Annotated in this window: 20 protein-coding genes; 16 read left to right on the top strand and 4 right to left on the bottom strand. The window is 64.9% G+C overall.

The genetic code is table 11. The annotated features are described in order from the left end of the window. The first annotated feature begins 44 nt into the window (after window positions 1–44). The 3 genes from LFT47_RS20130 to LFT47_RS20120 all read left to right on the top strand — a co-directional run bounded on the left by LFT47_RS20130 (window position 45) and on the right by LFT47_RS20120 (window position 3,669). Window positions 45–1,238 carry an NAD(P)-dependent malic enzyme gene (locus LFT47_RS20130; protein ID WP_236813506.1) on the top strand — a complete coding sequence of 398 codons (1,194 nt, stop codon included), beginning with the start codon at window positions 45–47 and terminating at the stop codon, window positions 1,236–1,238. An 816-nt stretch (window positions 1,239–2,054) separates the two neighbouring features. Then, window positions 2,055–3,002, top strand: a complete 948-nt coding sequence (locus LFT47_RS20125; protein WP_236813504.1) for a sensor histidine kinase — start codon at window positions 2,055–2,057, stop codon at window positions 3,000–3,002. Further along, window positions 2,995–3,669 (top strand): response regulator, encoded by a 675-nt coding sequence (locus LFT47_RS20120; protein WP_236813502.1) that lies wholly within the window; start codon window positions 2,995–2,997, stop codon window positions 3,667–3,669. Before LFT47_RS20125 ends, LFT47_RS20120 begins: the two co-directional genes overlap by 8 nt. A gap of 84 nt (window positions 3,670–3,753) precedes the next feature. Here the strand turns inward: LFT47_RS20120 and LFT47_RS20115 are convergent, their stop codons facing one another. Next, window positions 3,754–4,224 (bottom strand): DUF4383 domain-containing protein, encoded by a 471-nt coding sequence (locus LFT47_RS20115; protein ID WP_236813500.1) that lies wholly within the window; start codon window positions 4,222–4,224, stop codon window positions 3,754–3,756. Window positions 4,225–4,421: 197 nt separating this feature from the next. Here LFT47_RS20115 and LFT47_RS20110 point away from each other — a divergent pair, with 197 nt between their 5' ends. Next, complete coding sequence (locus LFT47_RS20110; protein WP_236813499.1) at window positions 4,422–5,411, top strand: hypothetical protein; 990 nt, start codon at window positions 4,422–4,424, stop codon at window positions 5,409–5,411. A 43-nt stretch (window positions 5,412–5,454) separates the two neighbouring features. On the opposite strand, the gene LFT47_RS20105 is transcribed toward LFT47_RS20110, so the two are convergent. Beyond that, on the bottom strand, window positions 5,455–5,778 hold the full coding sequence (locus tag LFT47_RS20105; RefSeq protein WP_236813498.1) for a hypothetical protein: 324 nt from the start codon (window positions 5,776–5,778) through the stop codon (window positions 5,455–5,457). 58 nt (window positions 5,779–5,836) lie between these two features. Further along, complete coding sequence (locus LFT47_RS20100; protein WP_236813497.1) at window positions 5,837–6,472, bottom strand: LysE family translocator; 636 nt, start codon at window positions 6,470–6,472, stop codon at window positions 5,837–5,839. Window positions 6,473–6,575: 103 nt separating this feature from the next. Here LFT47_RS20100 and LFT47_RS20095 point away from each other — a divergent pair, with 103 nt between their 5' ends. Continuing rightward, complete coding sequence (locus LFT47_RS20095; RefSeq protein ID WP_078107280.1) at window positions 6,576–7,031, top strand: Lrp/AsnC family transcriptional regulator; 456 nt, start codon at window positions 6,576–6,578, stop codon at window positions 7,029–7,031. Window positions 7,032–7,070: 39 nt separating this feature from the next. Continuing rightward, entirely contained in the window at window positions 7,071–8,789 is a 1,719-nt protein-coding gene (locus LFT47_RS20090; RefSeq protein ID WP_236813496.1) for an HNH endonuclease signature motif containing protein, read from the top strand. Window positions 8,790–8,791: 2 nt separating this feature from the next. Here the strand turns inward: LFT47_RS20090 and LFT47_RS20085 are convergent, their stop codons facing one another. After that, window positions 8,792–9,250, bottom strand: a complete 459-nt coding sequence (locus LFT47_RS20085; RefSeq protein WP_236813495.1) for an Lrp/AsnC family transcriptional regulator — start codon at window positions 9,248–9,250, stop codon at window positions 8,792–8,794. Between the two features lie 266 nt (window positions 9,251–9,516). On the opposite strand from LFT47_RS20085, the gene LFT47_RS20080 reads away from it, so the two are divergent. The 10 genes from LFT47_RS20080 (at window position 9,517) to LFT47_RS20035 (ending at window position 19,562) form a co-directional block, all read left to right on the top strand. Next, entirely contained in the window at window positions 9,517–10,149 is a 633-nt protein-coding gene (locus LFT47_RS20080; protein WP_184741514.1) for an RraA family protein, read from the top strand. 49 nt (window positions 10,150–10,198) lie between these two features. Beyond that, a complete protein-coding gene (locus LFT47_RS20075; RefSeq protein WP_236813494.1) occupies window positions 10,199–11,548 on the top strand; it encodes an MFS transporter in 1,350 nt (449 codons plus the stop codon). 125 nt (window positions 11,549–11,673) lie between these two features. Continuing rightward, on the top strand, window positions 11,674–12,477 hold the full coding sequence (locus LFT47_RS20070) for a LamB/YcsF family protein (protein WP_236813493.1): 804 nt from the start codon (window positions 11,674–11,676) through the stop codon (window positions 12,475–12,477). Between the two features lie 48 nt (window positions 12,478–12,525). Then, the gene (locus LFT47_RS20065) at window positions 12,526–13,317 is read left to right on the top strand and encodes a carboxyltransferase domain-containing protein (protein ID WP_236813492.1); all 792 of its coding nucleotides are present in this window, start codon (window positions 12,526–12,528) and stop codon (window positions 13,315–13,317) included. Then, complete coding sequence (locus LFT47_RS20060; RefSeq protein ID WP_236813491.1) at window positions 13,304–14,344, top strand: biotin-dependent carboxyltransferase family protein; 1,041 nt, start codon at window positions 13,304–13,306, stop codon at window positions 14,342–14,344. The genes LFT47_RS20065 and LFT47_RS20060 overlap by 14 nt, the downstream gene beginning before the upstream one ends. Before the next feature lie 112 nt (window positions 14,345–14,456). Continuing rightward, window positions 14,457–15,278 carry an SDR family oxidoreductase gene (locus tag LFT47_RS20055; protein ID WP_236813490.1) on the top strand — a complete coding sequence of 274 codons (822 nt, stop codon included), beginning with the start codon at window positions 14,457–14,459 and terminating at the stop codon, window positions 15,276–15,278. Window positions 15,279–15,280: 2 nt separating this feature from the next. Then, window positions 15,281–16,546 carry a pyridoxal phosphate-dependent aminotransferase gene (locus LFT47_RS20050; RefSeq protein ID WP_236813489.1) on the top strand — a complete coding sequence of 422 codons (1,266 nt, stop codon included), beginning with the start codon at window positions 15,281–15,283 and terminating at the stop codon, window positions 16,544–16,546. Between the two features lie 74 nt (window positions 16,547–16,620). Further along, complete coding sequence (locus LFT47_RS20045; protein WP_236813488.1) at window positions 16,621–17,211, top strand: TetR/AcrR family transcriptional regulator; 591 nt, start codon at window positions 16,621–16,623, stop codon at window positions 17,209–17,211. 422 nt (window positions 17,212–17,633) lie between these two features. Then, complete coding sequence (gene gluQRS, locus LFT47_RS20040) at window positions 17,634–18,542, top strand: tRNA glutamyl-Q(34) synthetase GluQRS (protein WP_236813487.1); 909 nt, start codon at window positions 17,634–17,636, stop codon at window positions 18,540–18,542. Next, the gene (locus tag LFT47_RS20035; protein ID WP_236813486.1) at window positions 18,543–19,562 is read left to right on the top strand and encodes an NADP-dependent oxidoreductase; all 1,020 of its coding nucleotides are present in this window, start codon (window positions 18,543–18,545) and stop codon (window positions 19,560–19,562) included. The last annotated feature ends 8 nt before the right edge of the window (window positions 19,563–19,570 follow it).

Here is a 19,570-nt window from a genome sequence, read left to right as displayed (position 1 = left end):
CGAATTGTGCCGTGGGTTCACGGCTAGCCTGAGGAGACAACGACGTGTCCGTCGAGACCATCACCCCTGAACAGAATCTGACTGCCCTGGCGCTGAGCGAAGAGGAAATCTTCACCGCCCACGAAGGCGGCAAGCTCTCCGTTTCGAGCACCGTGCCGCTTTTGAACAAGCGGGACCTTTCCATCGCCTACACCCCCGGCGTCGCCGAGGTGAGCCGCGCGATCCACGCCAACCCTGATCTTGCACGCACCCACACGTGGGCCGAGCGTCTTGTCGTGGTCGTCAGCGATGGGACCGCGGTCCTCGGCCTGGGTAACATCGGGCCCAGCGCCTCCCTCCCGGTCATGGAAGGAAAGTCCGCGCTCTTCAAGGCCTTCGGCGATCTCGACTCCATCCCCTTGGTCCTCAACACCACCAACGTGGACGAAATTATCGAGACCCTCGTCCGTCTGCGTCCGAGCTTCGGTGCCGTGAACCTCGAAGACATCTCGGCGCCCCGCTGCTTCGAACTCGAAGAGCGTCTCATCGAAGCGCTCGACTGCCCCGTCATGCACGATGACCAGCACGGCACCGCCGTCGTGGTTCTCGCAGCGTTGACGAACGCCGCCAAGGTGACCGGCCGTGAACTTGAAGGACTGAAAGTTGTGGTCTCCGGTGCGGGTGCCGCCGGCATCGCTGTCTCCGAGATCCTGCTGACCGCGGGCGTCAAGGACGTCGTCCTTCTGGATTCCAAGGGGATCATCAACGCCGAGCGCGCCGACCTGGTGGCCGATTCGGGCAGCGTCAAAGCCCGCTTCGCCCAGCGCACCAACCCCCGCGCCCTTTCCGGCGGACCCGCGGAGGCACTGCAAGGCGCCGACGTGTTCATCGGCGTTTCCTCGTCCAAACTGGCCGAGGAACACTTGAAGCTTATGAACCAGGATTCGATCGTGTTCGCCCTGTCCAACCCGGACCCTGAAGTCCTGCCCGAGGTCGCCGTCAAATATGCAGCCGTCGTGGCCACTGGCCGCAGCGACTTCCCGAACCAAATCAACAACGTCCTGGCCTTCCCCGGAATTTTCCGCGGAGCCTTGGACGCCGGTGCACGCCGCATCACTCCGGCCATGAAGATCGCTGCGGCCCGCGCCATCGCCGCGTTGGCCGAGGATGAACTCTCCGCCGATTACATCGTGCCCAGCCCGTTGGATCCGCGCGTTGCGCCTGCGGTCACGGCGGCGGTTGCCGCTGCGGCCGAATAGGGCCGCGCACCCAACCCGAATAGCCGACGACGGCGACGCCCACCGCTCTGCTGCGGAGCGTCGCCGTCGTTCTTTTGTTCCGCGGGCCGGTTATGTGAGCGGGCGTTCGGGATTTGGGCGGGATATGTGAGCGGGCGTTCGGGATTTGGGCCGGATATGTGAGCGGGCGTTGGGTTCGGCAAACGCTCGCTCACTTTTGGGGCCATTTGGGCAAACGCTCGCTCACTTTTGGGGCCATTTGGGCAAACGCTCGCTCACGTCTCACGTTGGCTCCAAAGATGAATCTGCTGGCTCCCGGGTGGAGATCGGGCGCTGGGGGGCAGAATCGGCGTCGCCGTGTCCTTGCCCGTGGATAGGGTGGCTGACATGGAACAGACACTGAAAGTTGCACGGCATTGGGGCGCCCCCGCGGCGGCCGTCATCTTTTTCGCCCTGTGGTGTGTGGCGGAACTGGGATTTATGGCGCCATGGCTTCCCCATTGGGCTGAATTGTGGAAGCTTATTCTGTCAAGATTTTCGATACTGATCTTGACCACTTTCGCCATTGCTGTCTCGGCATGGCGACCCGCGCTCTCTCTGGGATTCACGGCCGTCTTGCTAATTGGACAGTTGGCGTACTTCATCCCGGAACCTTATTCCGATGATTGGACCATCTATTTGGGCTCCTTCATTGCCTTGGGGTTCTCGATATGGACCGCGAGGGGTCGTCTGCTATTTGTTGTCGCTGGGAGCAATGTGGTTTTCGCGGGTGTGATGACGTTCATCATGCTGTCTTGGCGGTACGGAAGTGGTGTCGGATGGTTCAGGCCGTTATTTATGGGCGACAGGCCAGCCTTGGCGAACTACGGCGCGCAGGTCTTCTCGTTCCTTTTCCTCATCGCAGCCGGTTGCGCCGCAGCGGGCGTCGCCCTGCGCCTCTACGAAGAACGCGGAAGTCTCTTCAAAGCCCGGGTCCTCGCCCAAACCAGCCTCAAGGAGACCGAGGTGGAGCTCGTGGTGGAGCAGGAGCGCACCCGGATCGCCCGTGACCTTCACGACGTCCTGGCGCACTCACTCGCCGTGATCGCCGCTCAAGCGGACGGCACACGCTATCTGAGCCAAGACCAACCCAAAGCGGTGCTCGACGCCTTGGAGAACATCGCGGTATCGGCCCGCCACGCATTGGTGGACGCCCAGCGTGTGATTGAGGGAGTCCGCGACGACGGTCTGGTGGCCCCACAGCCCCGGCTCACCGACGTCGGGCCACTTGTCGAGCGGATGCGTCAGGGGAGCCTCAAGGTCCAGCAGAGCGAAACCGGCACCCCGGTCGAGCTTGGCGCTGGCCAGCAACTCGCAGTATTCCGGATTGTGCAGGAGTGCCTCACGAACGCGCTCAAGCACGGTGGACGCGGCACGGCCGTGCGACTTCACTTCGACTGGAGCGGCCCCGGGTTGACCATGCACGTTGCGTCGGAATTGCCGGCGTCCGTTTCGATTGGGGGGACGGACGACGGCGATGCCGCCGGGCGTGTGGGGCGCGGGATCCCCGGAATGCGCGAGCGTGCGCACCTCGCCGGCGGCTGGCTCAGCTCGGGGCCCGACGGCGAGCAGTTCCGCGTGACGGTTTTCATTCCTTATGGCTCACGCCCGGCGGCGCTCCTTCCGGAAAATGGAGCGGACGAGGATGTTTCGTCCGCCGAGGGGCTGGAACGGGAGCCGGCGCTGCCCCTCGAAGGTGCATCGCCGTCGTCGGGCCCTGAGCGGGAAAGCGTCGGACGTGGCTGAAACACCCATCACGGTTGCCTTGGTGGACGACCAACCACTGTTCCGCTCCGGCATCCGCATGCTGGTGCAGAGCCAAGCGGACATGGACGTGGCCTGGGAGGCCGACGACGGCGAACAAGCCGTGGCGCTCGCGGCAAAGCAGCGGCCGGACGTCATGCTGATGGATCTTCGGATGCCCGTCCTGGATGGAGTCGAGGCCACACGGCGCATCACGGAGGAAGCCGATGCGGCGGGAGCGGACAAGCCAAAGATCATCGCCCTGACCACCTTCAACAGGGACCAAGCCGTGGTTGACGCCGTGCAGGCGGGAGCCAGCGGATACCTGCTCAAGAGCGCCGAGCCGGAATTCCTGCTGGCCGCCATCCGAACCGTGTATTCGGGATACTCGGTGATCGCACCCGGTTCGGTTCACGAGCTCTTCCAGCACGCGGCCAGGACGGTACCGGTCGCCGGGCCGGACCTTACCGTGATGGACGAGCTGTCTCCGCGCGAGCGGGATGTGTTCCTGCTGGCGGCCAAAGGCTTGGGGAACGCCGAGATGGCGCAGAGCCTGTTTGTCTCCGAGGCGACAGTGAAATCCCATCTGCGCAGTGTGCTCAGCAAGCTGGGGCTCCGCACGAGGCTTCAGCTGGTGGCCTTTGCCTACGAACATCGGCTTCTCGGGTAGGCGCCCGGATTCAAAGGCGGCGGCCGCCCGGAAAAGGGGCGGTCGCCGTCGTGCAACTGCAGAGTGCTGCAGAGTCAGGGGGCGCTACATGGCGCGGCCCTTCGACTCCTCCCTTAAGTCGCGTCCAAGCCAAATGCCAAGGGCAACCATGACGACACCGAGAACCAGGTGCAGCCAGTCGTCCGCGGCGTTCATGGGCACGAAATCAGCGCTCATGTTCGACGCGGTGATCAGGCCGTAGATCCACAGCACGAGGTAGATTGCGCCGCCACCGATGAGGTAACCGCGCGCCATCCTTCCAGTCCTTGCGAAGTACAGGCCTGCTGCGCCGAACAGCAAATGGACAATATTGTGCAGGACGGATACTTGGAAGATTCCAAGAAGCATGGCGCCCGAGTCATGTCCTGCGAAGGTCATGGCGCCGTAATTGCTGGTGATGCCCGGGATAAATCCCAAGACGCCAACAGCCAGGAAAACCCAGCCCAAACCCAGTGCTGTGTTGTGGAGCGTCAGCCCCATCGCGTGGTGCTGCGCGGGGTGTGAAGCAGTGGTCATAGCTCCTCCCGATCACGATTTCCATCGGCCCTCCAAATGGAGGGCCGTATCGCGGCAAGGAGTCGGAACCCTGCCGACGAAGATATCTTACTCCCGAAAACCCCGGAAATAGAGGGGAGAGGCCGGGACAAGCGCAGCTAGCATGGTTCTGTGATGCCCAATTCTGAGACGCTTTATCCTGCGACGGCACGGCAACTGTGAGTGAGCCATCGGCTTCCGGAGTCCGCCGCGCGATTTTTGCGGACACCAGGGAAATCACGCCGTTCCGGAACGGACATGTCCGCACATCGGTAGGTGGACTGGCTGAGGGCTTGAGCAGTGCGATTTGGGGCGTCCTGACAGGAAAAACGGCTGGCCGGATCGACGTCGCCGGGGATGCTCCCAGGCTTAAACGCCTGTCCGGCAAGACCGCCAAATCGGTGTACGAGGCCGTATTTACCAGCACGGAACCAGACCGGCTCATCACCCTGGCGCGCACCTACCCCGGCTGGGCGGGCCTGTGCTATGTGATCGCCGGGCTGCTTGTGTACAAACACGGCGGATATCTCCGCGCGTCCGAATTGCTGCAGAGGGGCTTGTCCATACGCATCGATGACGCCGCCAGCCAGTTCTCCTCAAGCTACCTCCGAAGGGTGGTTACGCGGGTCGAGGTAGCGGAGCGGATTGACGTTCCCGTCCTGTTCAGCGAAGAGTCCGTGTACCTTGCCCTCTCGCATTGCTTCCGGGAGACGGGCCAGACGGAGGAGGCCCTGGACATCCTGGCCAGCTTGCCGCCGTCGTTGCCCTCCGCCTTGGCCCGCTGCACCGCGGCCGCGGCGCTCGAGCGGCACACCGACGTCGTCGCTTGGACTGAAGGCCTGCGCAACACGGACGACCTCTCGGCGGCGCTTCTGCTGATTCGCGCGCAGTCGCTCAGGGCGCTGGGGGAGCGGGAGGCGGCACAGGCCGCTCTCGCGGAGGTACTCCGGAGGAAGAAGACCAGCCTCGCCTTGCGTAATGACGCGCTCACGGACAGGGCCTTGTCGAAGCTTGAAGTCAGGCGGAGGCCCAACCCGCGGCCTCTCGTCCCTAGGCGGGTTCTGCGCGGCAAGCCGGAGGAGAGCGAGCTGGACGCTGTCGACGGGATTCGTAAGGACGTCGAGGTACGCCGGATGTGGAACAAGGACTTCGGCGAACCGGACGACTGAGCCGGCAAGCCGACGACGGCGGCGGGAGCCGGGAGCCGGGCGGTTAGGCCCGGAGCGCGCGGAGGACTCCGCGAATGGAGACCCCCACGGCGCCGACAAGCGGGAGTAGCATCGCCAGGACAACAACGGTGTTCGGCTGGAAGGTCACGCGTCCGCTCGCGTTGCGGCCATAGACCCCGACAGGGAGCACGAGACCGCCTCCACCACCGCCGGCGGCATTGCCTCCATCGCTGCCTCCTCCGAATCCAAATGACACCAGGGCTACCGGGATCAGCTCCTCTCCGCCGATCTGCAAGGGAGCGCCGTAAGCCCTTGAGACTCCGAGCTGCTTGAAGGACTCTATGAGCGATGAAAAGTCAGTGGACATGAAGCCGACGATAGGCCGCCCTGCTGCAGAAGACCAGAGCGCCCTTAGCTGACGGGGGTCACCGGAGCATGGGAAGCAGCTGTTCGCCCAACAGAACAGCCCCGAGCCCCATCATGATGATGCCGCTGCTGAGGGTGACCATACGTGCGGCAGAAGGCCGGGACTGAAGCAGCTTTCGTGAAGTCAGCGCTACTGCTGTGTAAATGGCTCCCGCCAACAACACGAACGTGAGGCCCAGCACGCCTGACTGCACCGCCACTGGCAAGGACGCCTCGGGGCTCACGAATTGCGGCACCAGCGCGAGGAAGAACAGCAGTCCTTTGGGGTTGATGCCGCTTGTGCCCATGCCTTGCAGGAAGGTGCGCAACTGGTTTCGGGACTGCCCGACGGCGTCATCCGCACTGAAGCTTGCGCCGCGCCACGAGCGCACGGTGCTCACGCCGAGCCAGAGCAAATAGGCTGCGCCCGCGATCGTCAGCCAGCCAAGAAGCCCCGGAACTCCCGTCAGGAGGGCCGCGAGTCCGGCCACCAGAAGAGCCGTATGCAGGACGTAGCCGCTACACAGGCCGGCCACGGCGGGGAGGAAGCTGCGCTGCCGCAGGCCTGCGGCAATCGAATACGCCCAATCGACGCCCGGGGTGCACGCCAAGGTGACGGCGACAATGACGAAGGCGAGGAAAAGGTGCGGATTCATGGTGGCTCCTGGCTGGTGGTTACACCATGAACTTTATGGAAAATCGGCCCATAAGTGTTCCCATCTTTAGCCAGGCTTGCCGGAATTTCGGTAAGATATTTGCGTGATTGATGGAATAGACAGAACTATTTTGCGCCACCTCAAAGAGGATGGTCGAATGACTGCCACCGCGCTCGCCGCCAAGGTGGGATTGACGGTGGCTCCGTGCCATCGAAGGCTGCGGGATCTCGAGGCTTCGGGCGTGATTCGGGGGTACAGGGCAGACATCGATCCGGGGGCGATTGGCTTGGGATTCGAGGCGATAGTCTTTGTGACCCTACGTCAGGCCGACCGCGCCACGATGTCGGAGTTCGAAGACCGGGTCGCGGCCATTCCGAACATCGTCGAGGCCCAACGGCTCTTCGGGTCGCCGGATTACCTCCTCCGCGTGATCGCCGCCGATCTTCCGGCCTACCAACGCTTCTACGACGACCAGCTCTCGGCACTTCCCGCCGTCGAACGCCTCAACTCGACATTGGTGATGAAGAACCTGAAGTCGAACGCGGGGCCGCCGGTCTGAGTTCGGTTAAATGTCGGAGCCTCCTGGCAGAGTGTTTCCATGGAAGCCATCGGATACTTCGACACCCGGCAGGGCCTTGCGTCCCGCGGGCTTTCAGGGGTGTCCCGCCTTACCCGTGTTCCGCATCTTGCCGGGGTTCCGGGCCCGGTTCCGGGCGGGCTGGCGTTGCTGGATCCGGGCGGCCGGCAGGGCGCCCTGGACAGGGCCGTGGTGGCAGTGAGGTCGCTGGCCGAAAAGGCGGCCGACGACGTCGGAGTCCTGGGTCTCGAGGAGGCTGTCGCGTTCGCGTCCGGGGTGGAGGAACTCTCTCGCACCCTGGATTATCTCCAACTGCTCGCCGCGGCCGGGCTGGACCAGGCCCGGAACGATGAACCCGCCACCCGGCCCGGCTGGACAACAGGCTGGACCACCGGCTGGGCCGCCGACGCGGACACAGGCGCGGACACGGGCTCCGGCTCGGTGGGAACGGGAAGCGCCCGGGGTGCGGAGTTCAGGTCCACGGCCGAGCATCTGCGGTCGTTGCTGCGCATCAGCGCCGCCGAGGCCAGGCGCCGGCTCGCCCTGGCCCGGGAGCTGCTGCCGCGCCGGGGACTCACCGGGCAAACCGTCCCCGCCCGGCACGGGGAAACGGCCGCGGCGCTGGCCTCCGGGGTGATCGGATCCGGTGCGGCCGGGATCATCACCATGGCCGTGGCGAAGGTGCGCCCGCTGTGCGCCCCGGAGAAAGCCGCGGAAATGGAACACACCCTGGCCCGCACCGCGGCGGAAAACGACCAGGACTTCCTGGCCAGGGTGGCCCGGCGCTGGGTCGAGGCGATCGACCAGGACGGCCCGGAACCGTCCGAAGAATCCCTCCGCCACCACCAAGGGGCGTTCCTGCGCCGCCCCAAGCACGGCCTGGCGCACGTGGAGATCTTCGCCACCGCCGAACAATACGAACACCTGCTCACGGTCATGAACACCGCCGCCAACCCCCGCACCCGCCAAGGCGGCGTACTCCGGGGCGCGGTTCCTGCCTGCGTGGAACCCTCCGGCGGTTTCTTCGGCGATTCGTCCGCCGATTCGTCCGGCGATTCGTCCGCCGATCTGTCTGCTGATTCGTCCGGCGAGGCGCCGGAGAATGCCGGGCCGCTGGACCGGCGTTCGAGGGCGCAGAAGCTCCTGGACGGTCTGGTCGGCGCCTGCCGGCTCGCCCTGGCCACCGGGTCCCTGCCCGCCACGGGCGGCCACCGACCGCAGATCCTGGCCACCATCGACCACCGCGACCTCTTCCCCCAAGACAGCCAGGACCCGCAGCCCGGGCAGCCTGCCCTGTTCAACCGGCCCCGGCAGGGCAGCGGCACCGGGTCCTTCACGTTCACGGGTCCCGTGCCGGCGGCGACGTTGCGGAAGCTCGCCTGCGACGCGGATATCATCCCCGTGGTCCTGGGCACCGAGGGCCAGGTCCTGGACATCGGGCGCGCCTCCAGGATCTTCCCGCCGCATATCCGCAAGGCCATCACGGCGCGGGACAAGGGCTGCGCGTTCCCCGGCTGCACCATGCCGGCCCCGTGGTGCGAGGCCCACCACGTCGAGTACTGGTCCCGCGGCGGACCCACGAGCGCCGCGAACGGGACGCTGCTGTGCAGTCATCACCACCACCTGATCCACAAGGAAGACTGGCACATCCAGGTCCGCGCAGGCGTCCCCTGGTTCATCCCGCCACCCCACACCGACCCGCACCGGACACCCCGAAGAAACCACTACTTCCAAATATGACCTCAGCCCCTCAGTAACCCCGTCGTGCGGTACGGAATCACCTCGCGCAGGAACATGCTGGTGGACGTGCGCACGATTCCGGGGCACAGCCTGATCTCTTCGGACACCCGGTATAGATCGTCGGGGCTTGTGGCGACCACGCGGATGATGAGGTCGGTGTCCCCGGCTGGCGCATGGCATTCAAGCACCTCGGGGATGTTACGCAGGGCAGCGATCGCCTCGTTCAGGCGGCTCTGATCCAGCTCCGCACTCACCGCCGCCGCAACGCCGCGGCCCAGCGCAGAAGGCAACACGCGGCTGCTGTTCGGACGCAAGGCGCCCGACGCCGACATGCGCTCAAGGCGCGACTGGACGGTGCCTCGCGCCAAGCCCAAGCGCTGGGCGAGGACCATGATCGGCACCCGGGGGTCGTCGTCGAGCGCGGCAAGGATGCGCTTGTCTGTTGAATCCAATTCCTGCATCGCTACCGCTTTCTGCCTAGTCGCCGAAGGCCTGACTGGTCAGAATGTCCAGTCGTAGCTATTCTCCCGCACAATCCCTGCCGAGGGGTCCGCCGTCAGAACCAAGACGCGTGCGAGCCATGGTTGCGAATCATTTACATGCCCGTAACGGGAAACCCTTGACGGCATGAATTTAAAACGCGAAACTCTTCTCATATGTGATTGACGTCTCAAGACGATCGACGCCCAAAGCGCCGGCTCCTGGGAAGAAACCAAAGGCGAAGAAAATGGCAACAACACTCGAACTGACCGTCCGCACCGCATCATGGACCAGGCCGCCCCGCGAACTGGTCCGCGCTTTCGAAGCGTTCCCCGTGGCAAACATCGGTGACGCCATGGAGCGGCTCGGAATCGTCGACGGCGGAATCAGCCCGGTCTGGGAAGGCGCCCGCTGCGTCGGCTCGGCCCTCCCCGTCCTCGGTGCCGCGGGAGACAACGCCGCAGTCATCGAAGCGCTGAACTACATCCAGCCCGGTGACGTGGTGGTGATCAACGGCTTCGGCCACGAACACCGTGCCTTGGTGGGTGAGCAGCTGTCCCAGCGCTTCGAAGCCGCGGGCGCCACGGGAGCCGTCATTGACGGTTACATCCGCGACCGCGCCACCATCACCGAAATCAAGTTCCCGGTCTTTGCCCGCGGAGTCACCCCTGCCGGTCCGTTCAAGAACGGCCCGGGAGTCATCGGCGAACCCGTAGCAATCGGCGGCATCGTCTGCTCGGCTGGCGACATCGTCGCCGCCGATGACGACGGAGTGGTCATCATCCCCCAGGCCCGTGCCGCCGAAATCCTGGAACGAGTCATCGCCGTGGCCGCGCACGAGGCCGAGATGACCGCGGAAATAACCCGCGAATACAGCTGAACACCGCTTTCTCCCACCCCAGCCCCCTCATAGACTGAAAGCACCCACCATGACAAAGCAATCGACGGACTCAGTGGAACTGAACACCGCTCAAATCAAAGTCGTAACCGCTGACGGCAGGATGGTGCGCAAGGCAACCTTTGCCGGCACCATGGGTTCCTTCGTGGAATGGTACGACTACGGCATCTACGGCCTGCTGACCACGTACCTGGCCATGAACATCATGGGTTCCAAGGACGTCGGCTCCCTACTTCTGACCAACGTCGGCTTCCTGGTGAGCTTCCTTGCCCGCCCCTTCGGCAGCGTCATCTGTGGTTTCCTGGGTGACCGCCTGGGCCGCAAGAACCTGCTCGCCGTCCTCCTGCTCCTCATCTCCGGGGCGACAGCGTGCATCGGCCTCATCCCGTCGTACTCAGTCATCTTCTGGGCCGCTCCGGCCTTGCTGATACTGTTCCGCATCCTTCAGGGCTTCTCCGCCGGCGGCGAAGTGGCAGGCGCCATGGCCTTCGTGGGCGAATACGCCCACAACAAGCACCGCAACTACTCCATGAGCTTCATCGCGGTCGGTTCCTTCTGCGCCCTGCTTTTCGGTAGCGCCCTCTCCGCCGGCCTCATCACCACCCTCGGCGACTCGACCATGCAATCCTGGGCGTGGCGCATCCCGTTCCTCTTCGCCCTGCCCTTGGGCTACGTCGGCTTTTACATCCGCTCCAAGATGGAAGACACCCCGCACTTCGCGGCACTCCGTGAGCGCAACGAGGTGGAACGCAACCCCCTGCGCACCGTCTTCACGTCCAAGCGACACCTCAAGGCCATCGCGCTGACCATCTTCCTCCCCGCACTGAACGGCCCCGGCTACTACCTCCTGTTCGCCTACATGCCCACATACCTGAAGACCCAGCTGGGTGCGGGCAACAACTTCACCATGCTCCAGGCACTCCTCGTGACCGCCGTCAGCCTGGTGGCCATCATCATCGCGATCCCGCTCATGGCCCGCTTGTCCGACCGTATCGGCCGCAAGCCCGTGTTGGCCCTTTCCGCCGTGCTCATGGCCGTGGTTTCGTACCCGATGTTTGCCATGATCACCACCGGCAACATGCCGCTGGCCTGTGTTGCCACGGTCGTGATGGCCATCGCGTTCTCCGGCCACGCCGCCGTCGTCCACACCGTGCTGACTGAAATGTTCCCCACCACCGTCCGCTACAGCGCGTACAGCATTGGCTTCAGCATCAGCACCATCATCTTCGGCGGCAGCGCACCGCTGGTCATGACCGAACTCATCAAGGCCACCGGCAACAGCATGGTTCCCGCCTACGCCTCGATCGGCACGGCCATCATCACGCTTGTCTCGGTCTACTTCCTGAAGGAAACCAAGGGCCAGCCCCTGCAGACGCACTAGTAGCGGACCACCAGAACCCCGACGGCGGCGGCAGCCAGCCACCGAAACGGCAGCCGCCGCCGTCGAACCCTTAGCAACAAAACAGAAACAGAACCTCCTCACCAGGAACAGAAGCGGGAGCCACCTTGAGCATCAATTCAGTCGCCGTCGTCGCAGACCTCGGCGAAAGCTACGGCAACTACACGATCGGCGACGACGACGCCCTCCTGGGCCTCGTCACTGCCTCCAACATCGCCTGCGGTTTCCATGCCGGCGATCCGAGGGTCATGGATGCCACCGTCAAGGCCTGCGTGGAACGCGGCATCGAACTCGGTGCCCACCCCGGATATCCGGACCTGGTTGGCTTTGGCCGCCGCCTCATCGAAGCCAGCGAAGAAGAAATCCGCACCGACGTCCTCTACCAGATCGGCGCCCTGGACGCGTTCGCGCGCATCCACGGCGGCAAGATCAGCCACGTGGCACCGCATGGCCGCATGGGCAGCATCGCCCAGACCGACGCGAAGCACGCCCGCGCCATCACGGACGCCATCAAGGCCTACGACCCTTCCTACATTGTGATCTGCCAGAACGGTCTCCTGGCCGATGAATCCCGCAAACGCGGTCTCCAGGTGGGCTACGTGTTCCTCGCGGACCGCGGCTACGGCGAAGACGGCATGCCCGTCTCCCGCAACAGCGAAGGCGCACTCCTGCACGACCCGGAGGAGATCGGTCGCCGCGTGGTCCAGGTGGTCACCGAGGGGACCGTCCGCGCCGTCACCGGCAAGGTGGTCCCGCTCGGCCACGATGCCGACGTCGTGCTCCTCCATGGCGACCACCCGCAGGTCCTGCAGAACGGTACGGCCCTCCGCGCGGCCCTGGACAAGGCGGGGATCAAAGCCACAGGACTCCAGGATGTCCTCGCCGAAAAGGCCCGGCTCGCCACGGTTTGAGGCTGAGCAGCACACTGGATCCATCACCCGTACCACCGAGCAGGACTCATGACCACGCACACAGCATCCGCGGAGCGGCTGCACCACCCGCCCGAATTGGCAGCCGAGCCATTCGGCGATTCAGCCCTCATGCTCCGGATCAAGCACGACGACGCCGACTTCCGTCGGGCGGCGGGCAGCAGGCTCCGCGACGTGCTGCTGGAGGTGCGGCCGTACGGGGTGTTGGACATCGTGGCCGGCGTTGAGTCTTTGCTGGTCGAGTTCGATTGCCTGGCCGTGACCCACGAACAACTGGCCCAGACCATCCGCTTGGCGGTGGCCGGCAACGGCCTGGAACCGGGAGCGCCCAGCTCCTCGCAATCACTTTTTGTCATCCCGATGGTGGTCAGCGAGGAATTCTCCCCGGACCTTCCGGGTGTTGCCGAGGAGCTGGGCCTAAGCACTGAGGCCGTGCTGCAGCAGTTCCAGTCCTCGGTGCTGACCATCAACCTGTTGGCCGCGGCCATGGCCCCCATGATGGGCGGCGTGCAATTCCCGGGACAGGTCAGCCGCTGCGTCGAGCCACGGACCAACGTGGAACCCGGCTCTGTGATGGTTGCCGGCACCAACGCCATCATCCAACCGTTCCCCGGGCCGAGTGGCTGGAAAGTGATCGGCCGGACTCCGCTCACCATCTGCGACATCCGCGAAGATCCGGCCACCTCCTACAAACCAGGGGATCTGGTCCGTTTCGAAGTGGTGCCGGAGAGCGAATGGTCGCGGCTTGAGCGCCAGTTCCTGCGGGCCGCCTCGGACGGCGCTGGCACGGAACAGGAAGGGGGCCACGATGACCTTCCCTGAGCGCGCGATCGGCATCAAAGTATGTGAAGCAGGCTGGCTGTCCACGTTCCAGGACCTGGGCCGCGAGAATTCCGAGTTCATGGGAGTCCCTTGCGGAGGCGCGGCGGACCAGCACTCTGCGGCCGTGGCAAACATCCTCGTTGGCAATAGCCGCAAGGCCACGTGCCTGGAGATCATGGGCGGACGGTTCACATTCACGGCCACGCACGAGGTGATGTGCGCCGTGACCGGAGTCCCTGCGGAAGTCACGGTCAACGGGGATCCTGTTGCCATGTGGGAGCCCCTTTGTCTTCCTGCCGGAGCGCGGGTTGTGCTTTCCAAGGCCAGCGGCGGCATGCGGAACTACTTGGCTTTCAGCGGCGAACTGGAAACCGCCCGTTTCATGGGCAGCGCAGCGCCGGAATCCCGGATGGGTTTCCCTCAACAACTTGCTCCCGGGCAGACGCTCACCCTCCACAGCCGGTACCGCGGATTCACGCACCCGTTCCTGACCCAGCCCCTGTTCCGGCTGCCGGTTCCCGTGCCGGACTTCAGCCCGGAGGTGTGGGCCATCGACGTCGTCGATGGCCCTGAAACGGACCGGACGCCAGGCATCCGGAAACTGCTCAGCTCCAGCCATTACACCGTCGGTGCCAAATCCAACCACGTGGGCCTGCGATTGGACGGGCCCGTGGTGCATCCGGAAGGACTCGGGGAAATCATGTCCCATGGAGTCCCGATCGGCGCCTTCGAAATCCCGCATGGCGATGAGCTCATCATCCTGGGGCGCTCAAGGACCCTGACCGCCGGCTACCCGATCGTCGCGGTCGCAGCCAAAGCTTCCCTCTCCATGCTGGGGCAGGCCAGCCCCGGCCGGAAGATGACGTTCCGCTGGGTCAGGAACGACCAAGCCGTGGAGCAATACCGGGAACAGCAACGCGGACTGGCGCATCTGGAAGAGCGCGTGCACGCCTTGTTCGCCGCCGTCGGGCTCCCCGTCTCCGCAAGCTTTGCGGCGGTCTCCTCGCCGAGTCCCGCCGCGGCGTGACCCACCAACCCGAAGAAAATACTTGACCGCCAACTTCTAAAATGAGAAACTCTTCTCATATGTGATTGGCATCTCAAATGACTCACACAAAGAACGCAAGGAACTGAAAACCATGGGACTTCTGGACGGCAAGCTCGCGATCATCACCGGTGCCGGTACCGGCATGGGACGCTCGACGGCGGTTCTGCTGGCCGCCGAGGGTGCCGTGGTGGTGCTGGTGGGGCGTCGTGAAGACGTGCTGCAGGAACTCGCCGCGGAAATCGTTGCCGACGGCGGCCGCGCCGTTGCCCGGGCCGCGGACATCACCTCCAAAGACGATGTAGACGCGCTGCTGGACTGGGTCCACGGGAATCTCGGCCAGGTGGACATCCTTGTCAACAATGCAGGCAGCTCCAGCAAGGTCCTCAACGTCCGCTGGATCAGCCAGCAGGAATGGAATGACGTCCTGGACGTCAACCTCAACGCCGTCTATCTGCTCAGCCAGGCTGTCCTTCCGGACATGCTGGCCCGCAAGACCGGAACGATCATTACGGTCTCCTCGCTCGCCGCAGTGAACCCGAATTTGCTCGGCGGCGCTGCGTACGGTGCGGCCAAGGCCGCGGTCCGGAACTTCATGACGTACCTCCACAACACCTTCCGCAACGACGGACTGCGCGCGGTGACCATCCTGCCCGGTGAAACGGCGACGCCTATCCTGGACAACCGCGCCCGCCCGCCCCGCGCAGAGGAACGCGATGCCATGGTGCAGCCCGAAGACGTCGCCCGCGCCATCCACCTCGTGGCCACGCTTCCGCAGCGCACCGTCGTCCAGGAATTGGTCATCGCCCCCACGATCCAACGGGATACCTCGCGCGACATCGAGATCAGCCGCTGGGCCGGAGCTCCCGCAGAACAATCACCTGCCGGGCAATCACGTGCAGACGAGGCGCCGTAGCGATGAAGCCCCGCAGACTCTACGCGCCGTCCTCCCGGGCAACCACCAAGTCGCCCGCCGCCAAAACACCCTCAGCAACCACCCAGATCAGGACCCTCATGACACTTGAGCCAGCCACCGCCGTCGCCGATTTCCAGCCTTCAGAGGCGGTGCAGCGCATCCAGCGCACATCGCTGCGGGTGCAGCAGCCCCAATCCAAGGGGGACCTTGTCTCCTTGGCCATGGGCGAACCGGACTTCGACACCCCGGCCCAGGTTCGAGCAGCAGCCGCCCGCGCCCTCGAGGACGGCTTCACCCACTACTCGCCGTTGCTCGGCGAGCTGGTGCTTCGCGAGGAGCTGGCCGCCCGTATCGGCCAGCTCCTCGGCGGAGTGGCCAGCGCCGGCGACGTGCTCATCACGCAGGGCGGCACCGCCGGCCTGTCCGCGGCGATCCTTGGCATCGTCAACCCGGGCGACAAAGTGGTCATCCCGGACCCCACCTATTCCCTGTATGCGGACCTCGTGAGCATGGCCGGGGGCATCACCGTGCCGGTGCCGCTGGCCGATGACCTTCACTGGGATCTCGAAGCCTTGGCCACCGCACTTGAAGGTGCCAGGATGTTCGTCTTCTGCAACCCATCCAACCCCACCGGCATCGTGCACTCCCGCCGCGAACTCGAAGCCCTCGCCGACATGCTGACCGGAACCGACACCCTGATCCTTTCCGACGAGGCCTACAGCGACCTCGTCTACACGCCCGAACCCTTCACCTCGGCACTTGAAATCGAAGCCCTGGCCGGCCGGACCATCTATTGCCAGACCTTCTCCAAGAGCTATGCCATGACCGGCTGGCGGGTGGGCTACCTCTGGGGCCCGTCCGACGTCATCGCGTCCGCCGCCCGGATCCACAACACCTTCAACGGCTCCATGAACCAGGCAGTGCAATACGCGGCGTTGACCGCCCTCAAAACCTGCGGACCGGACATCGAACGCATGCACGCCTCCTATGCGTTGCGCAGGGAGCTCATGGCCAACGGTCTCCGGCAGATTCCGGGCCTTACGGTCAGCTCGCCGGAGGGTGCGTTCTACCTTTTCCCCAAGTACGACGCCGAGCTGCCGGCGGCCGCGATGGTGGCCCACCTTCGCAACCACGGCGTGGCCGTCCGTCCCGGCAGCGAGTTCGGCCGGAACGGCGAGTTCCATTTGCGCTTGTCCTACGCCGCCAGCTCCGAGGCCATTACCGCCGGTGTGGAGCGCTTGGCGGCCGGTCTGGCCGAGCTCCGGTGAGTGCCGCGGACGTGGCCAGCGTAGCGCCTGCCGCTCAGGCGCTACGCTGGAATCTGACACGGAAGGGGGCGCCCATGCGCAGCGACACCCAACGCAATCGCCGCCAGCTGGTGCGGGCCGCCGGGAAGCTCTTCGCCAAGGCCAAGGGCCCGGTGAGCATGACGGACATCGCCCGTGAAGCCGAGATCTCTCCCGCAACGGCGTACCGGCATTTCGCCTCGGTGGAGGACGTCCTGGCCGCGTTCCGCTTTGGTGTTGGCGAGAAGCTGCGCGATTTCAGCGTCGCCCAGACCACGTCCGGGGTGGAGCTGCTGGAGAGCGTCAGCCGGCATTGGGTGGGTCTCGTCATCAAGCATGGCGGTTCCATGGTCCACACCCGCTCGGGCGAGGGGTACCTGGCCCGCCTCCGCTCCGGCGCTTACTACCTGACCATCCAGGCCGAGGCTTTGGAGCGGCCACTCCGCGAGGCCTGCGAGGAACTCGGGCTTCCGCCCCTCGGGGACGAAGCCATGTTCCTGTGGAACATCCTCTTTGACCCTCGGGAAATTTTCGATCTGCTCAACACCGTCGGCCTGGACAAGGACCAAGTGTCCACCAAGCTTTGTGCTGCGCTCCGCGGTGCGATGGCCGCTTGGGCCGCCGCGGAGCCAACCCCGGCAAAGTGACCATCCACTGTTCGTCTTCTGCTGTGGAATTAGTCAGATTGACCAGTGGCGATTGAGTCCGTTGCGCCAGCTGTAGTGTTCCTGTTGAAATAGTGGCAACAAAGGGAACGGCTACCGCCGGACCCCGCAGGCTACGGAATCCCCGGTACACCACCCGGCCACCCGAAACACCGTCCCGCAAAGACGCAGCCGCTGATTGACTCTTGTTCACGCATCGTCTTTCCGCACCCCGCTGGCCCAGCGCTGGCACCCACTACAAGAGCCCCTGAGCCACCGAACGCGATGCGGTAGCTGAGGGGCTCTTGTGCTGCCCTGGTTGTGCGTGGGTCCTCTCTTTGGAAACTAAAGTACGCAATTCCCCCGGTCTCCCGCACCCGCGCCGGAATCCAGCAGGCATGCCCGGCGCCGCATAGTCTTGTGCCATGACTTCCACTGGCCGCTTCGCTCCGAGCCCCTCCGGCGAGCTCCACGTGGGCAATTTGCGCACGGCCATGCTCGCGTGGCTCTTCGCGCGTTCCACGGGCCGCGACTTCCTGCTGCGGGTCGAGGACCTCGACCGGGCTCGGGCCGGCGCCGAGGAAGTCCAGCTCCGCGACCTGGAAGCCGTCGGCGTGACCTGGGACGGCGCCGTCGTTCGCCAGACGAGCCGTTCCGGGCTGTACAACGCTGCGATCGAGCGGCTCACCGACGCCGGACTGACGTATGAGTGCTTCTGCACGCGACGCGAGATCCAGGACGCGCCGTCCGCCCCGCACGCGCCTCAAGGCGCCTACCCGGGCACGTGCAGGACCCTTTCGACGGCGGAGCTCGAGATCCGGCGGGCCTCCCGCCCGGCTGCCATCCGGCTCCGCTCCGAAACGCATGAATGGACTGTGGAGGACCGGCTTCACGGCTCATACACGGGCGTTGTGGATGACTTTGTTCTCCGACGGAACGACGGCGTCACGGCCTACAATTTGGCCGTGGTGGTGGATGACGCGGAACAGGGCGTGGACCAGGTGGTCCGCGGAGACGACCTCCTGTCTTCCTCACCCCGCCAGGCCTATTTGGCTTCCTTGTTGGGTTTACCCGTTCCGGAATACGCCCATGTCCCCTTGGTACTGAATCGCGACGGCGCCCGCCTGGCCAAGCGCGACGGTGCAGTGACGCTCGGCGACCTCGCCGCCGTCGGGCTCTCTGCAGGGGAGGTGCGGGACGTGATCCTGGAATCGCTCGGCTTGCCGGGAGGGCCGCTTGGCGAGGCCTTGGATAGATTTGATCCGGACCGATTACCGCGCGGGCCATGGATATGGAATGGCATTCAGCAATCAACACTCCGGAAAGGGGCTTAAGTGCTCGCCTATGTGCTGACCCGTTACGGCGGCGCCGACGCAATGGAGCTGCAGGATGTCCCCAGGCCGGTTGCCGGTCCGGGCGAGGTCCTGGTCAGGGTTTTTGCCGCGGGGCTCAATCCCGTCGACTACAAGCAGCGCGAAGGTGCGGTCCGGGTGATCACCAGGCCAAGGCTGCCCTTGGTGGCCGGAAGCGAACTGGCCGGGATCGTCGAAGCCGTAGGGCCGGACGTCAGCCGCTTCGCCACCGGAGACAGGGTGTTTGCCCGCGTGGACAAGACCCTGCTGGGCGCTTTTGCCGAGCACGCGGCAGTCCACGAGGATCTCGTGGCGCTCATGCCAAGATCGCTTAGTTACACCGAGGCCGCGAGCCTCCCCTTGGCGGGCCTTACTGCGTTGCAGGCATTGCGCGACGAACTTGAGGTCAAGCCCGGGACCAAGCTGTTCATCTCCGGAGGCGCGGGCGGAGTGGGAACCCTCGCCATCCAGCTGGCGAAATATTTTGGCGCCGAGGTGACCACCACTGCGTCACCCCGTGGAGAAGAATTGGTGCGACGGCTCGGGGCGGACGCCGTCGTGGACTACACGAAGGAAAACCTGGCCGAAGTGCTCAGTGGCTTCGACGCCGCGCTGGACCTCGTGGGCGGCGAGACGCTGGACCAGACGTTCAAGATTCTCAAGCCGGGCTCGAAAGTGGTCAGCATCGCCGGAATGCCCGAACCGCAGACTGCCTTGAAGGACCTCGCGGCACCGGCCTGGATGACCGCGCTGTTCTGGGCAATCAGCCTCGGAATCCGGAGCCGCGCCCGTGAAGCGAACGTCCGGTACCGCTACCTTTTTATGCACCCCAGCGGCGAGGACTTGAAATTCCTGTCCCGCCTGGTTTCCGAGGGGAAACTTCAACCCGTGGTGGACAGCAGCTATCCGCTCGAAAAGATCGGCGACGCTTTCGCCGCGCTGGAGCAGGGACGCGCCAAGGGCAAGATCGTGGTGACCATGGACACCCCCGGCTGGGGTTAAGCTGTCCG

Source organism: Arthrobacter sp. FW306-2-2C-D06B (genome assembly GCF_021789175.1).
Taxonomy (GTDB): domain Bacteria; phylum Actinomycetota; class Actinomycetes; order Actinomycetales; family Micrococcaceae; genus Arthrobacter.
The sequence above is the reverse complement of the archived record's forward strand: the minus strand, read 5'-3'. Positions and strand labels throughout refer to the sequence as shown.

What these genes read in the sequence shown, in the direction of transcription:
- LFT47_RS20125 (WP_236813504.1), top strand. Translation starts at nt 2,055, where the DNA reads ATGGGCGACAGGCCAGCCTTGGCGAACTACGGCGCGCAGGTCTTCTCG.
- LFT47_RS20115 (WP_236813500.1), bottom strand. Translation starts at nt 4,224, where the DNA reads ATGACCACTGCTTCACACCCCGCGCAGCACCACGCGATGGGGCTGACG.
- LFT47_RS20105 (WP_236813498.1), bottom strand. Translation starts at nt 5,778, where the DNA reads ATGTCCACTGACTTTTCATCGCTCATAGAGTCCTTCAAGCAGCTCGGA.
- LFT47_RS20100 (WP_236813497.1), bottom strand. Translation starts at nt 6,472, where the DNA reads ATGAATCCGCACCTTTTCCTCGCCTTCGTCATTGTCGCCGTCACCTTG.
- LFT47_RS20090 (WP_236813496.1), top strand. Translation starts at nt 7,071, where the DNA reads ATGGAAGCCATCGGATACTTCGACACCCGGCAGGGCCTTGCGTCCCGC.
- LFT47_RS20085 (WP_236813495.1), bottom strand. Translation starts at nt 9,250, where the DNA reads ATGCAGGAATTGGATTCAACAGACAAGCGCATCCTTGCCGCGCTCGAC.
- LFT47_RS20080 (WP_184741514.1), top strand. Translation starts at nt 9,517, where the DNA reads ATGGCAACAACACTCGAACTGACCGTCCGCACCGCATCATGGACCAGG.
- LFT47_RS20075 (WP_236813494.1), top strand. Translation starts at nt 10,199, where the DNA reads ATGACAAAGCAATCGACGGACTCAGTGGAACTGAACACCGCTCAAATC.
- LFT47_RS20065 (WP_236813492.1), top strand. Translation starts at nt 12,526, where the DNA reads ATGACCACGCACACAGCATCCGCGGAGCGGCTGCACCACCCGCCCGAA.
- LFT47_RS20060 (WP_236813491.1), top strand. Translation starts at nt 13,304, where the DNA reads ATGACCTTCCCTGAGCGCGCGATCGGCATCAAAGTATGTGAAGCAGGC.
- LFT47_RS20055 (WP_236813490.1), top strand. Translation starts at nt 14,457, where the DNA reads ATGGGACTTCTGGACGGCAAGCTCGCGATCATCACCGGTGCCGGTACC.
- LFT47_RS20050 (WP_236813489.1), top strand. Translation starts at nt 15,281, where the DNA reads ATGAAGCCCCGCAGACTCTACGCGCCGTCCTCCCGGGCAACCACCAAG.
- LFT47_RS20045 (WP_236813488.1), top strand. Translation starts at nt 16,621, where the DNA reads ATGCGCAGCGACACCCAACGCAATCGCCGCCAGCTGGTGCGGGCCGCC.
- gluQRS (WP_236813487.1), top strand. Translation starts at nt 17,634, where the DNA reads ATGACTTCCACTGGCCGCTTCGCTCCGAGCCCCTCCGGCGAGCTCCAC.